Below are 18,033 nucleotides of genomic sequence, written 5' to 3' on the forward strand. Positions count from 1 at the left end.
GGCAATTTTCTGACTGGAGCGTCCGCCATGACCACCACGCTAGGCTATGATAGCCATGATGACATCATCGAATTGCAAACACGCTTAAGCTTCCTAGAAGATACCTGCGATAAACTCAATGAAGTCATCGCCCGCCAAGATCGTCAGCTGATGGACTTACAAGACCAGCTTAAGCTCATCTATGCGCAGATGACCAGCAAAGAAGATGCAGGCGTTGCGCCATTTGATCTATTGGCTGACAGACCGCCACATTATTGATGATCATGCCATCCATTTATCAGAGTCAAAAAATACATAAAAAAAATGCGATTTATCAGTATTTGGCATGATTTTGGTGTATTTTTTGCTTGTGTTGCGATTTATTTTGATTTAATATACAAAAGACAAAACATTTGCTTACATTTAGGTAAGAAAGTAGCGGTGTTTTGTGGATTTAGGGAACTCAAACTTTGGAGAATACTATGAGTGTATCATTTGGCTATAAATCATTAACTTTGGCCGTTGTTGCAGGATTGGCAGCGACTACAGCACAAGCAGCAGGTTTGGACCGTTCGGGTCAGGATGTGACCGCATTCTTGCAAGACGGTACTTATGCTGAGTTTGTTTATACTTATATTGATGCTGATGTTGCAGGTCATGATAATGGCCTTGCATCAGCAGGATCTAAGACCGAATACACCAAAGGCAAAGAAGTTGGCGATGGTGCAGAAGCTTATGACTTTTTCCGCTTCGGTGTAAAAGCAGATGTTAATGATCGTATTAGCGTCGGTGTGCTTTATGATGAGCCATTTGGTGCAGCGGTACAATATCATGGCGATAATAATTTTGTTAGCCAAGGGGCAGCAGCGACTTTAACTGCTCTATATAATAGTGACACGGCTGCTGCTCTACGCCAAGGTATTAATCAGTTAAATAGTACAAAAGATGAGTTAACCAATAACAAAACTCAGCTTGAGCAAGGGATTGCAGCAACGATAGCAGCAGGTGGTGACGCTAGAGAGTTACAAGAAAAGCTAAAAGTTGTAAATGGTGGGCTTGATACTGTGGATCAAAAGCTTAATGCTGCTAATTCACTAGCTGCACAATCAGCCGCTGCTGCTGCGAACATTGCTGCTACTTCAGAAGCTCAAAAAGGTGAAGGTACTAATGTTGAAATTCGTACCCACAATGTCACTGGTTTGGTTGGTGTTAAGCTAGGTGAAAAACGCAATTTCCAAATTTATGGCGGTCCTGCACTTCAGCGTCTAAATGGCGAAGTGCATCTGCGCGGTACAGCATATCAAACAGCACAAGGCTATGATGCTCGTATTAGTACCGATACGGATATTGGCTGGGTGGCGGGTATTGCTTATAGCAAGCCTGAAATCGCACTTAAAGCAGCATTGACCTATCGTTCTGAAATTGAGCACGAAACTAGCATTGCAGAATCTTTCCCTGCGCTTGATCAAGTGACAGCAAGAAATTTCAAAGTGTCATTGCCTGAGTCGTATAACCTAGATTTCCAAACAGGTATCAATCCAACGACGCTATTGACAGCAAAAGTACGCTATGTGCCTTGGTCTGATTTTGAAATTCGTCCACCGACTTATGGCGACGCATCTAAGCGTGTCAATAATAATGTAGCACTGCCAATTGTAAGCTATGAGAAAGACCAATGGTCAGCAGAACTTGGCTTAGGCAAAAAATTGAATGATAAGCTTGCTGTATCAGGTAGCGTTGGTTATGACTCAGGTGCAGGTAACCCAGCTACTTCACTGGGCCCAATCAAAGGCTACTACAGTGTGGGCTTGGGTGCCAAATACAATGTTACCCCAGAATGGTCAGTATCTGTCGGCGGTAAGTATCTGAAATTTGGTGATGTGACTGCAACCTTGCCAACTGGACATATTGCAGGCGAATTCTCTGACAATGATGGCTATATCGCTGGTGTTAAGTTGGCTTATCAAGCTAAATAATCTAGCACTGGTTGATTATTTATCAAAGAAACGGTTTGGTTTTTTGTCAGGCCGTTTTTTTGCTTAGCCTAAATTTTAATATCAGTACTGGCAGCATTATAAAAAATGGCTTGGATACAATACAAGCCATTTTTTTAAGTTTTATTTAATTAGTTAAATCAATTTAGCCTGTTTAAGTAGTGTTTCGAGCGTAGTGCCTTTGATTTTCTCGAGTCCAAGGTTTTCAAGAAATGACGGTATTGGCAAATCTAGCTCGTGAATACTGCGTTTTTCGTTCAGGCAGTATAGTGCTTTTAGTAACTCACGCACATCATAAACCGAGCCAAACACTTCTGGAATGGCTCGTTCGACATCAAGCAGTCCATAGACAGCTTCCATGGCGGTACGGATAGAATACTCAGTTGTAAAGACTGTGTCACGAGTCGGTGATTCTGCAAAATTACCAATAAATGCTAGGTTTACTGATTGATCAGGAATCACCTTAGGGCGATCGCCCATAACTCGTGGCATAAAATAACTGGTAATATAAGGCATGTATACAGGCACTGTATTGATGTATTCTTGAGATGATAGCAACTCAATTTTATCGGTAGGGACACCAAGATGGTATAACCATTCTTGGGTGATTTCTCGTCCTGTACATGATTCTACAGGCTTTTGAATGTAATTACCATCAATGTTGGAATACAGTGCATAGATCCATACGACAATCTCATTATCCTTTTGTTCTTTAAAATGTGGCTGACGATGAATGGTAAAACTCATCATCCAGTTTGAGTCTGTGATGGTGATGATGCCACCAGTATTAACTTTGCCATCATGTAAATCACGGTGAGTCAAGCGCTCGATATAAGGTTCGATTTCGGCACGCTTGATCGTCGCCGTGGCTGAGATGAACCAACTTTGGTCTGGCAGGTCTTTATAAAAGACTTTTGGATGACCAAATTCAACAGACTGAGCTGCTAAGTTCTCCCAAAGCTGCCATGAGCCGCCAAGCTCTTTGTTTGGTGGGGCGATTTGGTCGTGGCTGCCATAGGTACTGCTTTCGGTGATTGAACCATTGGTTACAAATACTAGGTCATTTTTGGTGAGATTAATGACTCTGTCTTGACCTGCGGTAGTCAGATGAATGGCCTTAGCAACTTTTTTATCGTTTTCAAAATCCACTGCGACATTGCTTACTTGACAATCATATTGCACATCGACACCGTGACTTTGTAGGTAAGCAATGATGGGCTTGACCATGGATTCATATTGATTGTATTTGCAGAACTTGAGTGATGAAAAATCAGGTAAACTTTCAATATGATGAATAAAGCGCATCAAATATCGACGCATCTCAGCAGCAGAGTGCCATTTTTCAAAAGCGAACATCGTCGCCCAATAAGTCCAAAAGTTGGACGCAAAAAAACCATCGGTGAATACTTCAGCGATGGTCTTAGCACCAAGCGATTCTTCAGACTGCATAACAAGATCGACAAGTTCTTTGGCGTGCTTACCAAGCGTATAAAGACCGTCAGTCGGCAGACGATTGCCACGATCGTGAATTAGGCGACAGTTTGATGAGTTGGGATCATCTTTATTAAGCCAATAAAATTCATCAAGAAAAGTCGCTCCAGGAATCTCAAGCGATGGAATTGAACGATACATATCCCACATGCACTCAAAATTGCTCTCCATCTCACGACCGCCACGCACGACAAAGCCTAGATGTGCATTATTGGTGCCATCAAGCGAACCACCAGCTAAGGGCAGCTCTTCAAGAATGTGAATATTTTCCCCTGCCATATGTCCATCACGAATCAAAAATACAGCTGCAGCAAGCCCTGCAAGACCCGAGCCGATGATATAGGCTGACTTTTGATCAACACCTTCTGGCTTTCTTGGACGAGCAAACGCTTCATAATTACCACGACTATAACGCATGAGATACCCCCTATTTACTTGTGGTGATTATTACATTGATTTATTTTTAATAAATATCATACATCGTTAAAATGATGATGGATGACACCGCATAAAGCAGAGATGGTATTTGATGTCATATCTGCAATATACTTGCTATATTGTAGCATGTAATATGGGGTAAAACTTTGTACTGTAATTACTTATTGTATACGCCGCAGTCACTGTTTGTCATTGACCAAGAAAATAAGCTTAGTTACCTAAGCTTATTATGTATATTAAAATATTATGAATATAACCCCTGAGCATACATCTGTCGCATTACTTTTTTATCAAGCTTGCCGACACTAGTTTTGGGCAGTTCGCTGACGAATTTGACATCACTTGGAATGGCGTATTTGGCGATCAGTCCACGCTCGACAGCTTGTAGACCGATGGCGATGATATCATCAGCGGTGGTGTCTTGATGGGTGGGCTTAAGGACGATCAGCGCCAATGGTCGTTCGCCCCATTTGTCATCAGGGATGCCGATGACAGCGATGTCAGCGACGCTTGGATGTAGCGATAGCAGAGTTTCGATCTCAAGCGATGACACCCATTCGCCACCAGATTTGATGACATCTTTTAGGCGGTCGGTGACTTGCAATTCGCCTTTATCGTTCATGTTGGCGATGTCTTGGGTGTGTAGATAGCCGCCTGCCCACAGCTCATCGCCTGCATCTTGATTCTTAAAGTAGCTTTGGGTTAGCCAAGGCGAACGCACGACGATCTCGCCTGTGCTCTTGCCATCGGTAGCGACAGCTTGCCCATGCTCATCCCACAGCTCAATACGAGTCAGCACAGCGGGCGTGCCTGTTTTAGTGCGTCGTTTGATGTCATCTTCAGGGCTTAGCTGATCGCTTTTATTAAAGGTAGTGCAAGCAATGACAGGACAGGTCTCTGACATCCCATAAGCGGTGAATACTTCAATGCCCAGATTCAGCGCTTGACGGCACAAGCCTTCGGTCAGGCGTGAACCACCGATGATCATCTTCATGCCATTGAATGTGCGTCCACGGCTTTGCATCTCACCCAATAGCATCTGTAGGATCGTCGGTACGCCATGCGTGAAACTGACTTGGTATTTTTCCATTAAGTCCACCAAGTTCTGCGGCACATATCGACCTGGATAAATCTGATCAAGTCCAACCATCGTTGCCACATAAGGCAAACCCCAACCATGCACATGAAACAGCGGCGTCACAGGCAGATAGACATCATCATAGCGCAGTCCTTGACCTTCGGCATTGAGCCCAAATGTCGATGCCACCGCCAGACTATGCAGTACCAGCTGACGGTGACTGAAGAATACGCCTTTTGGATTGCCTGTCGTGCCACTGGTATAAAAAGTGGTGGCGATGGTATTTTCATCAAAATCAGGGAAATCAAAGCTGTCACTGGCAGCGCTAAGCAGTGCTTCATATTCGCCATAAGCAGCAGATGGCGGCGGCGTGTCATGATCATCCAGCCAGACCACTTTTTCGATGCTTGGCGCATCGGTGGCGTGATCTTTGACCATTGGGGCAAATTCTGAATTGAGAAATAATGCCTTGGGCTTGGCATGATTGATGGTGTAGAGTACCTTATCTTCTGATAGGCGCACATTGACTGTCTGTAGGATTAGTCCGCACATCGGCACCGCAAAATACAGCTCCAGATAGCGATGAGTATCCCAGTCCATCACCGCCACGACATCACCAGAGTGCAGACCTAGGTCGGTCAGCACATTGGCTAGGCGGTTGATGCGAGTAAAGAATGTCTCATAGCTCATCTCGAAGCGATCAGCATAGTGAATCTTCTTATGGCGTGATGCGATCTTGGCACGATCGAGCAGATTTTTGATGAGTAGGGGATAGTGATAGGCGTTTTTGGCTTGATGATAATCATCATGGAGATTTAAAATCGCACTCATAACGGCTCCTTGTAGGTAGAGTGGTATTGCGTCATTGCCATCATATCATGAACCAAAAAATTCACTTTGTAAAGATGCAAAACAATAAAACTACAATTCAACAGTTTAATAAGTTATACTATATCAGTTAATCGAGTTAATATCGGCTTTTGGCTTTATGTTTTGGTCAAATTTTGCTATCATAGGCGATATTTTTTGACTTTGGATACGATTATGACCAAGCCTTATTTGATTGCACCATCGATTTTGTCAGCGGATTTTGCCCGTCTTGGCGATGATGTCAAAGCCGTGATGGATGCTGGTGCTGATGTGGTGCATTTTGATGTCATGGACAATCATTATGTGTCCAATCTGACCTTTGGTGCGATGGTTTGCCAAGCGCTCAAAGACTATGGCATCACAGCACCGATTGATGTACATCTGATGGTATCGCCTGTGGATCGCATGATTGAAGAGTTTTTAAAAGCAGGGGCGGACATCATCACTTTTCACCCTGAAGCCACACAGCATATTGATCGCAGCTTACAGCTGATCAAAGATGGCGGTGCGAAGTGTGGTTTGGTGTTCAATCCTGCGACACCGCTACATTATTTGGATTATACCATTGATAAAGTGGATCAAATTTTGCTCATGAGCGTCAACCCGGGTTTTGGCGGTCAAAAATTCATCGATGGCACGCTTGATAAGCTCAAAGCAGTACGCAAGCGTATCGATGACAGCGGTCGTGATATTCGCCTAGAAGTCGATGGTGGTGTCAATGTCGCCAATATCCGTGCCATCGCTGAAGCAGGTGCTGATATGTTTGTCGCAGGCAGTGCGATTTTTAATCAGCCTGATTATAAAGCAGTCATCGATGCGATGCGTGATGAGCTTGCCAAGGTGGGTGCTTGATGAGTGCTCAAAAAAGCGTTGTGCCGATGAGTTTCACCATTGGTCTGTGCTTGGCTAGTATCGTGCTAAGCGTCGCTGGTTATGGCTTTCGCTTGATGTTCGGGGATGATGTGGCTGCGGTCTTGCGTCATGCGATGGTCGTCGTGCCATTTTTTGTCATCGTATTGCCTGCGCTGATGTGGCTTGGCAGTGTCGGATTGAACAAAATGGGCAAGGCATCGATTCATCCACGCAATGCCTTGACGCTCGGCTGGCTGCTGTCAGTGGTGTCACTATTATCCATCATGGGGGTATATAGCTGATGCTGAACAAACTCATTCCTGATGCCATCACGCCGGTCGGTATTCCTAAGGGATTGATTTTATTACTGATTATTGCTTGTCTTTTGATTGGCTTATCGGGTCTGCGTTATGGTGGGCTCGAAGGGTGGCTACATGTACTCGAAAATTGGCTGGTCAGTTTAATCATTATCCCTGCCTTTACTGCACTCGTGGCGATGCCGATGAAATGGCGTGATGACAGCTTTGATGTCAAGATGGCGTACTATCTGGGGATGTTTGTGGCGTTTTTGTTTATGATGGCAAAACTTCGCTACTGGCGATGACCTTGAAAATACGCACCACCGCCCATATCAATGACCAAACTGACACAAATTGATTTGGAATACAATACCCATGCATGACAACGATTATTTAGAACATTCGCAAATGTGGCAGGCGCTGTCGATTGATGAGCGTTTGCAGATGATTGATGATGTCTGCAAGGCCAATCTTGATGCAGATGATGCGTTGGGTGTGCTACATGAGCTGTTTTTCTTAGAAATGGAACATGGCGCAAATCCTGTGGTGACTGACACGCTAGCGGCGGCGATTGCTGAACGCATTGACCCAACCATCGTCGAAAAAATGGCTGAAGAGCTGGGCTTGCCACCACTACCTAAGCCAAAAAAACGCCGTACACGCAAAACCACCGCCAAATCAGCTGATGCAGACACTGATAGCCGTGATGTACAAGTAAAGACTGATGAAGCAGTCGAAGCACCAAAAAAACGCCGTACACGCAAAAAAACGACCGATACCGATGATAACTCTGTCGCCGATGACGCTGATGCACCAAAGCCTAAGCGACGCACTCGCAAAAAAGCCAGTGACGATGTGCAAGCAGATGAAAGCCCTAAACCAAAACGCCGTAAATCTGCCAACAAACGCACGCCGATGGCACAAGAAACCATGCTTGAGTTCGTCGAAGATGCCAATGGCGTGATGACCTTGCGTGAAGTGGGCGATACTGAAGCGCTGGTGAGCATTGCTTTTTCGGATAAGGTCAAAGAGATGCTTGGCGGTGATGCTCGCATGGTTGGTCAAGCGATGATTCATGCGGCAATTGCTAGCGTGGTTCAGAGACAGGCGAATTTTTGGCACGCTCATGTCTATGACGAAGAGCCAGTGCATTATAGCTGATGTCGATACGGCTAATGCTGTCTCTTAAGATTAAAGCTCAAATCGTGGATTTGGGCTTTTTTGTTTGGGCTGTATTTGGGCTATAAAAGGCATGATAAAGCCTTGTCAAAATCCATAAAAATGCTACAATCTCGTTAAATTTTAAGCCTTAGGAATAGTTATGGCAAAAGCCAAATCCAGCTATGTCTGCCAAAACTGCGGTGCAATGTACGGCAAATGGGCAGGGCAATGCACCGACTGCGGTGAGTGGAATACGCTGATTGAAGCGCCCAATACCGCCTTGCCACACCACACCAAAAAATCAAGCGCTACGGCAGCTACCCCCCGAAAGACTGCCAACTATGCAGGGGCGACCAGTGGCGTGATGACACTCGATAGCGTGGGCGTGACGCTTGAAACTCGGATGCCAACAGGGATTGGTGAGTTTGATAGGGTGCTCGGTGGTGGACTGGTGGCAGGTTCGGTGGTGCTGATTGGTGGTGATCCGGGGATTGGTAAATCAACCATCCTGCTACAAACTGCGATTAATATGGCGGCAGGCGATAGCTTATCAGGGTCTGCGCTGTATATCACGGGTGAAGAGAGTCTATCGCAGGTGGCGATGCGTGCCAAGCGGCTTGGATTGCCGACTGACCGCTTGCGGGTGCTGGCTGAGACCAATGTTGATACCATCTGTATGGCATTGACCGCCGAACAGCCTGCGATTGCAGTGATTGACTCGATTCAGACGCTATTTACCGAGATGATACAGTCGGCCCCTGGCGGTGTGGCGCAGATTCGTGAGTCGGCGGCGATTTTGACTCGCTATGCCAAGCAGACGGGTACGGCACTGTTTTTGGTGGGTCATGTCACCAAAGAAGGGGCACTCGCTGGCCCACGAGTGCTTGAGCATATGGTGGATACGGTGCTGTATTTTGAAGGGGAGTCGGACAGTCGCTTTCGGATGATTCGTGCGGTCAAAAATCGCTTTGGGGCGGTCAATGAGCTGGGAATTTTTGGCATGACGGATACGGGGCTTAAAGAAGTCGCCAATCCATCGGCGATTTTCTTGAGTCGCTATGATAAGCCGATTGCAGGCTCGGTGGTGATGGTCAGCCGTGAAGGGACTCGTCCGCTACTTGTTGAAGTGCAAGCACTGGTCGATAGCTCGCAAGCACAGCCACGACGCATGGCGCTAGGTCTTGATTATCAAAGGCTGTCTATGCTACTTGCTGTTATGCACCGTCATGGTGGTATCCATACGAGCGGTATGGATGTCTATGTCAATGTCGTCGGCGGTGTCAAGGTGATGGAGACAGGTTCGGATTTGGCGGTGCTACTTGCTTGTGCGTCGAGTATCCGTGAAAAGGCGTTGCCCAATCGCTTGTGTGTGTTTGGAGAAGTGGGCTTATCAGGCGAAATCCGCCCCGTGCCAAATGGTCAAGAACGCCTAAAAGAAGCAATGAAACATGGCTTTACCCATGCCATCGTGCCACGAGCCAATGCACCGCAGGCAGGCAGCCGGCAGTTTAATGGTATCACCATCATTGCTGTTGATCGGCTTGATGATGCGATTTCTCAGGCGTTTGAGATTGAGTGATGGGGTGGATTGAGCGATGCTATCTAACAAGTTTTTTAATGGATAATTGGCAAATGCACAATAAAAAAGCACGGTTTGAAGCCGTGCTTTGTTGTGTGAGTGTGGTTGATTAAATTATGAACAAACCGCCGTTTGCATATCTTCGCCAACCGTACCGCTTTGGACATATTCCCATTCGCCAATACTAAGCGAAGTACCAACCAGTTCATCAAAACTTATCAAACGCTTTACAATAAATTTTTAAAAATTAAATTGTCAGTCAATATTCGGCTAAGCGTGCCAAGCTCTACAATATCTGGTCAAAAACGCTTCAAACGCCATCACAGCAGGCGATGCCGAGCGATAGCGATGTTTGTATAACAAAAATTTGTAGCTGATTTGTGGTTCGCTGATGGGTACCATGACAAGGTTTTGTTCATCTACCCAAGGCTTGGCATAGCCAAGTGCCATCGTCATGCCAAGCCCTTGCTTGACCATACCAAGCGCTGTGGACAAAAAATTCACTTCATAATCACTTCGAAATACCTTACTACTGATATCAAGTGGCAAATGATCGGCGATATATTTGGCAAATGGCTCTTGGAGTGTAATCAGCTCGCCATCACTCATCGCATCCCAAGTCAAATCAGTGCGAGATGCCAGTGGGTGATCAGGGCGTACCACCAGCTGAAACGGCGATGAAAACAGCTCGGTCGCTGACAAATCGGTATGATAAGCAAATGCAGGCCCAACGCCCAAATCCGCTTCGAGTGTCTGCACAGAATTGATCACATCTTCGACAGAGCAGTCAATCAGATTGACCTGAATATCAGGATAAGCTTGTTTAAACTGCTTAATCAGCTCGGGCATGGCAGATGCGGCAAGCTGCTGTGGCGCTGCGATACGCACCTTGCCTTGATGAAAATCCTTGAGATCGGCAATCTCATTACCCAACACCTGCATATCATGAATGACCCGCAGGGCGTGGGGCAGTAGTCGCTCGCCTGCTTCGGATAGGTGCATCTGCCGAGTGGTGCGGTCAAAAAGCCGAGTATCGAGCTGATTTTCCATCTCTTTAATCAGTCCGCTCAAGGATGACTGTGTCAAATGTAGCTCATCAGCGGCTTTGGTAAAGCTTTTGTGGCGAGCGACACTGACAAAGGCCTTGAGCTGGCGAAAAGTGATATTCATGGTCTAATCCGATAAATTCAAGAAAAAATCAATTTGTGCATAAGCTTGCGCTATTTTAAGATAAGGCACATATCCTTTACAAGTATCGTTGGATTTATTTTTTTGAACCAAACAAGGAATGATTATGGCAGATTTATTCGAAAACCCAATGGGATTGTGCGGCTTTGAGTTTGTAGAATTTGCAAGCCCTACACCAAATGTGCTTGAGCCATTGTTTGAAAAAATGGGCTTTACGCTCGTTGCCAAGCATCGCTCAAAAGATGTGCTACTGTATCGTCAAGGCAACATCAACTTTATCGTCAATCGTGAGCCGAAGTCCGAAGCGATGTATTTTGCCAATGAACATGGTCCATCAGCGTGCGGTATGGCGTTTCGTGTGCGTGATGCGCAGTTTGCTTATAACCGTGCCATTGAGCTTGGTGCACAGCCTGTCCACATTGCTACATCGGTGATGGAGCTTCGCCTGCCTGCGATTAAGGGCATTGGCGGTGCGCCTTTGTATTTGATTGACCGCTTTGAAGAAGGCAAATCCATTTATGATATTGACTTTGAATTTATCGAAGGCGTGGATCGTCATCCGGTGGGCTATGGCTTTGAAATCGTTGATCATTTGACGCATAATGTCTATCGTGGGCGTATGGATTATTGGGCGAAATTTTATGAAAAATTGTTCAATTTCCAAGAAATCCGCTATTTTGACATCAAAGGCGAATACACAGGGCTAACCAGCCGTGCGATGACAGCACCTGATGGGCTGATCCGCATTCCGCTGAACGAAGAAGCCAAGCAGGGCGGCGGTCAGATCGAAGAGTATCTGATGGCGTTTGGCGGTGAAGGTATTCAGCACATTGCACTATTGACCGATGATTTGCTCGGTGCGATTGACAAGCTACGAGCTGCTGGTATTCCGCTGATGACTGCACCAAATGATGCCTACTATGAGATGCTTGATGAGCGTCTGCCAAATCATGGCGAAGATGTCAAAGCGCTGCAATCTCGTGGCATCTTGCTTGATGGTACGACCGAAGGTGGTCAGCCACGCCTGTTGTTGCAGATTTTTTCAGAAACGGCGCTTGGCCCTGTGTTCTTTGAATTTATTCAGCGTAAGGGCGATTATCGTGAAGGCTTTGGCGAAGGCAATTTTAAGGCATTGTTCGAAAGCCTTGAGCGTGACCAAATTCGCCGTGGCGCGCTAGCGGTAGAATAAGCGTTACTAACCATGCCGCCAAATAACGGCGGACATCATCCATCATCCCAAGTGTTGATCATCTCAAACCGTGCTTTGGGTTGGTGGGTGTCTTTTTTTTGCGATGGATAGCAAATGATCGATTAGGGATATATCACCATTTTTGCGATATTTATCAGTTTTTGTGTAAGCATTGCGTGCCAAAAGTTTGTTATAGTGTATAACAAATCGGCGCAGTCGTGATGGATATTCGTGTTGCTCTCGACATGATTGCCCACAGGCGGTCGTGGTATAATGGTTGATTGATGTTGGCTTTTTGCCACTTTGCTATCCATTTTGAGTGTTAAGGATATGGATATGAACGAACAAAACAAACACGAACCATTATTAACCATCAGCCCAAGCGCCGCCGTACCGATGGCGATTGTGATGGTCATCGTCTTGGGTGTGACCATGATTGCTTGGGGTTGGGTACCGCATCTGTCGCTACTGTTGGTGATTATCGGCTTGATGATGTTTGGGCTTGTCAAGGGTGTCAAATTTGACGCCATGCAAGATAAGATGATCAGCGGTGTCGGGGCGGGCATGGGGGCGATTTATCTGTTCTCATTCATTGGGCTACTCGTGTCGGCTTTGATGATGTCTGGGGCAATTCCGACGCTGATTTATTATGGCTTTGGCGTTTTGTCTGCTGATATGTTTTATTTATCGGCATTCATTTTATCAAGCATTGTCGGTATTGCGCTTGGTAGTGGTTTCACGACTTGTGCGACGATCGGCGTGGCGTTTTTGGGCATGGCGGCAGCATTCGGCGCAAACCCTGCTATCGTCGCCGGCGCAATGGTTTCCGGCGCATTATTTGGTGATAAAATGTCACCACTGTCAGACACGACCAGTATCGCTGCATCCATTGTTGGTGTAGATTTGTTTGACCATATCAAAAATATGATGTACACCACTGTACCAGCTTGGCTCATCAGTGCAGGATTGTTTTGGTTCTTATCAGATGCACACTTGGCAGCGGATTTAAGCGATGTCGCTGTGCTCAAAGAACAGCTCATCATGAGTGGCTTGGTGCATGGCTATGCGTTGTTGCCATTTGTGGTGCTTGTTGTGTTGGCAGTGTTAAAAGTCAATGCCATTTATACCATTTCAGCGACCATTGCGGTGTCATTGGCGCTCACCTTTACGCACAGTACGCCAAGCTTGTCTGATTTGGGTAATTGGTTCTTTGCAGGCTATGCACCAGCAGAAAATCTTAATTTGGGAGATGTTGGCAAAATCGTCAGCCGTGGCGGACTGCAAAGTATGTTCTTTAGCCAGCTACTTGTGATTTTGGCACTGTCATTGGGCGGACTGCTGCAGGGCTTGGGTATCTTGCCTGCGTTACTTGATGGTATGCGTCATCTATTGACCAAGGCAAGTCGTGGCGTGGCAGCGGCGGCGTTTACATCGCTGGGTATCAATGTGCTTGTTGGTGAGCAGTATTTGAGCTTGCTACTATCGGGCAATGCGTTTTTGCCAGAGTATAAGCGGCTTGGACTACACCCAAAAAATCTATCACGCACCATCGAAGATGCGGGCACAGTCATCAACCCACTTGTGCCGTGGGGCGTGTATGGGGGCTTTTTGGCAGGGACATTTGGGATGCCTGTGGTGGCGTATCTGCCGTATGCGTTCTTTTGTTATCTATGCTTTGTGTTGACGCTGATATTTGGATTTACAGGCTTTACCATTACCAAGCTTGATAAGGCATAATCCAACACCAAGTGGACTGATGTAGGGTTAATTATTAAGGATCAATGATGAAACTATACTCATATTTTCGCAGTTCGGCATCGTATCGTGTGCGTATTGCTTTGGCGCTCAAAGGATTGGATGCTGATATCATACCCATCAATCTGCTCAAAGGCGAGCAAAAAAGCGATGATTATCTCGCCATCAATCCCCAAGGGCTGATACCTAGCCTGCAAGTCGATGATGCCGTGCTATCGCAGTCGCTTGCCATCATTGAGTATTTAGAAGAAGTGGATAACACTGTGCCACTATTGCCAAGCGATGCCATTGGGCGTGCGACTGTACGAGCGATGGCGCAGCTGATTGCTTGTGAAGTGCATCCGCTTAATAATTTACGAGTACTTCAATATCTGACAGGCGAGCTTGGCATCGATGATACGACCAAGATGGCATGGTATGCACATTGGATTCATCAAGGCTTTGCATCGCTTGAGATGATGCTAAAACAGCACGCAGGCAAGTTCTGCTATGGCGATACGCCGACGATGGCGGACTGCTGTCTGATACCGCAGGTGTATAATGCCAAGCGGTTCGATGTCGATATCAGTGTCTATCCGCTGATTAACCAAATCGTCGCAAACTGTGAAACTTTGCCTGCCTTTATCAAGGCACATCCTGACCATCAGCCTGATACGCCAGTTGCGTAAATGCAATCTATCCAACTCACCGCAAGTTAAGTCTGCGGTGATTTTTTTGGCTTACATGACGGCATTATCTCGCCTATTTGGGGTGAAATTATGTTACAATAAGCATCATTTTGTCACGCATTTTGCCATTTGCTATGTCTGTCTCCTTATCTCGTTTGGCTCGCCAATACAGTCTTGTGCTGTTGATTTTGCTTGTTTGGCAAGCGGTGATTGGCATGGGCTTAATGCCAGATTATCTGTTGCCGAGTCCTTGGCAGATTGTGCAGGCGTCCATTGATGATTTTGCCTTGCTTGCCATGCACGCCAAATACACATTGGCGACGGCGTTTATCGGTACGATGATTGGGCTGCTCTTAAGCTTTGTGCTGTCGATATTGATGGATTTGTCTCGTGGATTTCGCCAAAGCGTCTATCCTGTGTTGCTACTGAACCAAACCATTCCGACCATTGCCATTGCGCCGCTGCTTGTGATTTGGCTTGGTTATGGCATCACGCCAAAGATTGTGCTTGTGGTGCTGTCGGTGTTTTTTCCGATGACCATTGCGCTACTTGATGGCTATCGCTCGGTAGGGACAGATGAGCTCAATTTATTCCGCTCAATGAAAGCTACAACCTATCAGACTTATCGACATCTCAAGATACCATCGGCGATGGGATATTTTTTTACAGGGCTAAAAGTTGCCTTAAGCTATGCACTAATCTCTGCGGTGGTGGCAGAATGGCTTGGTGGCTATCATGGGCTTGGGGTTTATATGACCCGTGTGCGTAAGTCCTATGAGCTTGACAATATGTTTGCGGTGATTTTTTTGATTAGCTTTTTGACACTGGTGCTGATTGCTATGGTCAAATGGCTCGAAAAACGCCTGATGGCTTATAAATTTCAACAATGACTCATGAAAAGGATATGAAGATGAAGTTTAAATTTCGCCCGTTGGTTGGTGTGACTTTGGTTGCGCTAATGAGTGCAGGGCTATTTGCTTGCCAAAAACAAGAAAACGCACAAGCTTCCCAAACTGAGCAGCCGTTACAAGAGCTGATCATTGCATTGGACTGGGTGCCAAATACCAATCACACGGGACTGTATGTGGCGCTTGATCAAGGGTATTTTGCCAAGCAGGGCTTTGATGCCAAGATTGTACAGCCAAGCGAAGACAGTACATCGACGCTGGTTGCCAATCAGCGAGCGGATTTTGGCGTGTATTTTCAGCCAAATATAGTCAAGCGTCTCAATAAAGGCGAGCCGATCACTGCGGTGGCAGCCATCGCTCAGCACAACAGCGCAGGCCTTATGTCTTTGGCAAGTCTGGGTGCGACATCACCAAAAGATTTGCACGGCAAGCGTTATTCAACTTGGGAGGATCCTGTGGATGATGCGACGGTAGCCGAGATTGTCGGCGAGCCATTGGTCAAAATCCCGGGCGAATCGACCGATGCGACGACCGCACTACGCATGGATCAGTTTGACTACATTATGGCATATTATGGCTGGGATGGGATTCATGCCAAGATTAAGGGCGTTGAGACCAATTTCTTTTATCTTAAAGATGCCAATCCTGTCTTTGACTACTATTCACCGATTTTGATTGCCAATACTGATGCGCTCAAGGCAAATCCCGAAAAATACAAAAAAGCACTCGCCGCCATCAAAGAAGGCTATCTGTATGCCGCCAAAAATCCTGAAGCATCCGCCGAGATTTTGGTCAAGCACGCACCTGAGATCAATCCTGAGCTTGCCAAACAAAGCCAAGCTTATCTCTCGACGCTGTATCTTGATGACAAAGGCGACTGGGGGCGATTTGATTATGCACGCTGGGATCGTTTCTTTGGTTGGGTGAATGATAAGGGCTTGACGGATAAGCCATTACCGCCACAAGCAGGCGTGACCAATGACTACTTGCCAAACTGAGTTGATGGCTCATCCAAAGCCAGCCAAGCTGTCATTGGTGGATATTTGCCACCGCTTTGTGACGGCGACGATGGATGCGCCATTGTTCCAAAATCTGTCCTTGAGCGTCGCACCTAGACAGGTGGTGAGTATTATCGGTACAAGTGGCGTGGGCAAAAGTACGCTATTTAACATCGCAGCTGGGCTGATTCGCCCAGAGTCTGGGCAGGTCATCATTGATGGTGTCGATAGTACGGGCAAGGCAGGGCAAGTGGGCTATATGCTCCAAAAAGACTTGTTATTACCCTTTAAAAGTATCTATGACAATATCGCACTGCCAATGATGCTACAGGGCATGGATAAGACGGCGATACAAGCACGCATTACGCCCAATCTTGGCTTATTTGGGCTAGATGGCTTGGCGGATAAATACCCGCATCAGCTGTCAGGCGGTCAAAGACAGCGTGCGGCACTGCTGCGTACTTATCTGAGTAACGACCATCTGATGCTACTCGATGAGCCGTTTTCGGCGCTGGATTTTGTGACCAAATCTGAGATGTATGCATGGTTTAATGCCTTTCGCCATCAAACAGGGCTGACTTGCTTGATGATTACCCATGATATTGATGAAGCGATTTATCTGTCCGATTGCGTCTATGTGCTAAAAGGCTTTCCGGCAACGCTGGCGCATCGCTTTGAGATACCAAAAGAAGAAGGCTTTATGCAGTCGCAGGAGTTTTTGGTGCTCAAAGAGCGGATTTTGACAGCGATTAAGGGGTAGGGCTAACTTAGGCTAAGCATTGCAAAGGACAATAGTGTAGAAAATACTGCTTGTCTTTTTAAATCAACTCTAAGAAAAAAACCGAAACTTAACAAAGTCTCGGTTTTTTAGTATCCTTATCCAATCAGTCAATACGCTCAATGGTCACATTGCCTGTATTGCCAGTCATGCCGATGGCTTTGGCAGCACCATAAGATAGGCTAAGCGCGCTACTGCCTGCAGATGGACGGTCATTGATTTTGACAACGACTGATTTGCCATTATCACGATTGGTCACACGCACATAGCAGTTCATTGGCAATGAGCTGTGTGCGGCGGTCATGGCATTCATATCAAAGGTTTCGCCACTGGCGGTTTTGCGTCCGTGAAATTGACGACCATACCAAGATGCTAGACCAGTTTGCTTAAATTTGTTCACCGTGCTAGATGCCACAGCCGTCAGTTTTTCGAGCACTGGGGTGTCGCTATCAGCTTTTTTGGTGGTTTTGGCATTTTGGGTCATCAAAGGACTACTAAGCGCCAAAGAAGATGGCTGGCGAGCTTGACGAACCAAACTAGATGCATTGTTGTGCTGAGCGGTCAATTGACCAAGCACATTATCAATATTAGCCGAATTTGCTTTATCGCCTGCGTGTGCAGAAACACCAACGCCTGCGCTGACAGTGATTGCCAAGCCAAGCAAAGATTTGCTAATTGTTTTCATGGTTGCCTCTTTAGTGTTGAAAGCTTTGTTGTGGCGTGTATGCCAACAGACATCATCCTAATGTAACAAAGTCGCTACTATCAAGTATCAATACCATTCAAAAAGTATTAATAACAAGTATTT

17 protein-coding genes are annotated in these 18,033 nt (G+C 46.2%); 13 read left to right on the forward strand and 4 right to left on the reverse strand.

Annotated elements, in window-relative coordinates:
• Positions 1-27: 27 nt before the first annotated feature.
• Together Q0N89_RS03435 and Q0N89_RS03440 are read left to right on the forward strand one after the other, a co-directional pair.
• Complete coding sequence (locus tag Q0N89_RS03435) at positions 28-258, forward strand: SlyX family protein (RefSeq protein ID WP_294033396.1); 231 nt, start codon at positions 28-30, stop codon at positions 256-258.
• A gap of 203 nt (positions 259-461) precedes the next feature.
• Complete coding sequence (locus tag Q0N89_RS03440; protein WP_294033397.1) at positions 462-1,955, forward strand: outer membrane protein transport protein; 1,494 nt, start codon at positions 462-464, stop codon at positions 1,953-1,955.
• Positions 1,956-2,108: 153 nt separating this feature from the next.
• Here the strand turns inward: Q0N89_RS03440 and Q0N89_RS03445 are convergent, their stop codons facing one another.
• Positions 2,109-3,881 carry an oleate hydratase gene (locus Q0N89_RS03445; RefSeq protein WP_294033398.1) on the reverse strand — a complete coding sequence of 591 codons (1,773 nt, stop codon included), beginning with the start codon at positions 3,879-3,881 and terminating at the stop codon, positions 2,109-2,111.
• Positions 3,882-4,146: 265 nt separating this feature from the next.
• The gene (locus Q0N89_RS03450) at positions 4,147-5,811 is read right to left on the reverse strand and encodes a fatty acid--CoA ligase (protein ID WP_294033400.1); all 1,665 of its coding nucleotides are present in this window, start codon (positions 5,809-5,811) and stop codon (positions 4,147-4,149) included.
• Between the two features lie 213 nt (positions 5,812-6,024).
• Between Q0N89_RS03450 and rpe the strand changes: the two genes are divergently transcribed.
• From rpe to radA, 5 genes are all read left to right on the forward strand, one after another.
• Positions 6,025-6,702, forward strand: coding sequence for a ribulose-phosphate 3-epimerase (rpe, locus tag Q0N89_RS03455; protein WP_294033402.1), 678 nt, complete (start codon positions 6,025-6,027; stop codon positions 6,700-6,702).
• The gene (locus tag Q0N89_RS03460) at positions 6,702-7,004 is read left to right on the forward strand and encodes a hypothetical protein (protein ID WP_294033404.1); all 303 of its coding nucleotides are present in this window, start codon (positions 6,702-6,704) and stop codon (positions 7,002-7,004) included. Before rpe ends, Q0N89_RS03460 begins: the two co-directional genes overlap by 1 nt.
• Positions 7,004-7,306, forward strand: coding sequence for a hypothetical protein (locus tag Q0N89_RS03465; RefSeq protein ID WP_078253601.1), 303 nt, complete (start codon positions 7,004-7,006; stop codon positions 7,304-7,306). The genes Q0N89_RS03460 and Q0N89_RS03465 overlap by 1 nt, the downstream gene beginning before the upstream one ends.
• 70 nt (positions 7,307-7,376) lie before the next feature.
• A complete protein-coding gene (locus Q0N89_RS03470; RefSeq protein ID WP_294033407.1) occupies positions 7,377-8,162 on the forward strand; it encodes a hypothetical protein in 786 nt (261 codons plus the stop codon).
• 160 nt (positions 8,163-8,322) lie between these two features.
• The gene (radA, locus tag Q0N89_RS03475; protein WP_294033409.1) at positions 8,323-9,741 is read left to right on the forward strand and encodes a DNA repair protein RadA; all 1,419 of its coding nucleotides are present in this window, start codon (positions 8,323-8,325) and stop codon (positions 9,739-9,741) included.
• A gap of 270 nt (positions 9,742-10,011) precedes the next feature.
• Here radA and Q0N89_RS03480 read toward each other — a convergent pair whose 3' ends face one another.
• Positions 10,012-10,911, reverse strand: coding sequence for a LysR family transcriptional regulator (locus Q0N89_RS03480; protein ID WP_078253609.1), 900 nt, complete (start codon positions 10,909-10,911; stop codon positions 10,012-10,014).
• A gap of 124 nt (positions 10,912-11,035) precedes the next feature.
• Here Q0N89_RS03480 and hppD point away from each other — a divergent pair, with 124 nt between their 5' ends.
• From hppD to Q0N89_RS03510, 6 genes are all read left to right on the forward strand, one after another.
• A complete protein-coding gene (gene hppD / locus Q0N89_RS03485; protein WP_294033412.1) occupies positions 11,036-12,118 on the forward strand; it encodes a 4-hydroxyphenylpyruvate dioxygenase in 1,083 nt (360 codons plus the stop codon).
• A gap of 336 nt (positions 12,119-12,454) precedes the next feature.
• Entirely contained in the window at positions 12,455-13,855 is a 1,401-nt protein-coding gene (locus Q0N89_RS03490; protein ID WP_294033414.1) for a Na+/H+ antiporter NhaC family protein, read from the forward strand.
• Positions 13,856-13,902: 47 nt separating this feature from the next.
• A complete protein-coding gene (gene maiA / locus Q0N89_RS03495; RefSeq protein WP_294033416.1) occupies positions 13,903-14,541 on the forward strand; it encodes a maleylacetoacetate isomerase in 639 nt (212 codons plus the stop codon).
• A gap of 134 nt (positions 14,542-14,675) precedes the next feature.
• On the forward strand, positions 14,676-15,431 hold the full coding sequence (locus Q0N89_RS03500) for an ABC transporter permease (RefSeq protein ID WP_294033418.1): 756 nt from the start codon (positions 14,676-14,678) through the stop codon (positions 15,429-15,431).
• A 14-nt stretch (positions 15,432-15,445) separates the two neighbouring features.
• On the forward strand, positions 15,446-16,447 hold the full coding sequence (locus Q0N89_RS03505) for an ABC transporter substrate-binding protein (RefSeq protein WP_367178551.1): 1,002 nt from the start codon (positions 15,446-15,448) through the stop codon (positions 16,445-16,447).
• A 70-nt stretch (positions 16,448-16,517) separates the two neighbouring features.
• Positions 16,518-17,207, forward strand: coding sequence for an ABC transporter ATP-binding protein (locus Q0N89_RS03510; protein ID WP_367178552.1), 690 nt, complete (start codon positions 16,518-16,520; stop codon positions 17,205-17,207).
• Positions 17,208-17,331: 124 nt separating this feature from the next.
• Here the strand turns inward: Q0N89_RS03510 and Q0N89_RS03515 are convergent, their stop codons facing one another.
• Positions 17,332-17,910 carry a septal ring lytic transglycosylase RlpA family protein gene (locus Q0N89_RS03515; protein WP_078253614.1) on the reverse strand — a complete coding sequence of 193 codons (579 nt, stop codon included), beginning with the start codon at positions 17,908-17,910 and terminating at the stop codon, positions 17,332-17,334.
• Positions 17,911-18,033: the final 123 nt, after the last annotated feature.

The organism is uncultured Moraxella sp., assembly GCF_945873075.1.
Lineage (GTDB): Bacteria > Pseudomonadota > Gammaproteobacteria > Pseudomonadales > Moraxellaceae > Moraxella.

Bases quoted from the DNA above. Each gene is read 5' to 3' on its own strand.
- Q0N89_RS03510 (WP_367178552.1), top strand. From the start codon at position 16,518: ATGGATGCGCCATTGTTCCAAAATCTGTCCTTGAGCGTCGCACCTAGA.
- Q0N89_RS03470 (WP_294033407.1), top strand. From the start codon at position 7,377: ATGCATGACAACGATTATTTAGAACATTCGCAAATGTGGCAGGCGCTG.
- hppD (WP_294033412.1), top strand. From the start codon at position 11,036: ATGGCAGATTTATTCGAAAACCCAATGGGATTGTGCGGCTTTGAGTTT.
- maiA (WP_294033416.1), top strand. From the start codon at position 13,903: ATGAAACTATACTCATATTTTCGCAGTTCGGCATCGTATCGTGTGCGT.
- Q0N89_RS03445 (WP_294033398.1), bottom strand. From the start codon at position 3,881: ATGCGTTATAGTCGTGGTAATTATGAAGCGTTTGCTCGTCCAAGAAAG.
- Q0N89_RS03515 (WP_078253614.1), bottom strand. From the start codon at position 17,910: ATGAAAACAATTAGCAAATCTTTGCTTGGCTTGGCAATCACTGTCAGC.
- rpe (WP_294033402.1), top strand. From the start codon at position 6,025: ATGACCAAGCCTTATTTGATTGCACCATCGATTTTGTCAGCGGATTTT.
- radA (WP_294033409.1), top strand. From the start codon at position 8,323: ATGGCAAAAGCCAAATCCAGCTATGTCTGCCAAAACTGCGGTGCAATG.
- Q0N89_RS03500 (WP_294033418.1), top strand. From the start codon at position 14,676: ATGTCTGTCTCCTTATCTCGTTTGGCTCGCCAATACAGTCTTGTGCTG.
- Q0N89_RS03465 (WP_078253601.1), top strand. From the start codon at position 7,004: ATGCTGAACAAACTCATTCCTGATGCCATCACGCCGGTCGGTATTCCT.
- Q0N89_RS03440 (WP_294033397.1), top strand. From the start codon at position 462: ATGAGTGTATCATTTGGCTATAAATCATTAACTTTGGCCGTTGTTGCA.
- Q0N89_RS03435 (WP_294033396.1), top strand. From the start codon at position 28: ATGACCACCACGCTAGGCTATGATAGCCATGATGACATCATCGAATTG.
- Q0N89_RS03460 (WP_294033404.1), top strand. From the start codon at position 6,702: ATGAGTGCTCAAAAAAGCGTTGTGCCGATGAGTTTCACCATTGGTCTG.
- Q0N89_RS03450 (WP_294033400.1), bottom strand. From the start codon at position 5,811: ATGAGTGCGATTTTAAATCTCCATGATGATTATCATCAAGCCAAAAAC.
- Q0N89_RS03490 (WP_294033414.1), top strand. From the start codon at position 12,455: ATGAACGAACAAAACAAACACGAACCATTATTAACCATCAGCCCAAGC.
- Q0N89_RS03480 (WP_078253609.1), bottom strand. From the start codon at position 10,911: ATGAATATCACTTTTCGCCAGCTCAAGGCCTTTGTCAGTGTCGCTCGC.
- Q0N89_RS03505 (WP_367178551.1), top strand. From the start codon at position 15,446: ATGAAGATGAAGTTTAAATTTCGCCCGTTGGTTGGTGTGACTTTGGTT.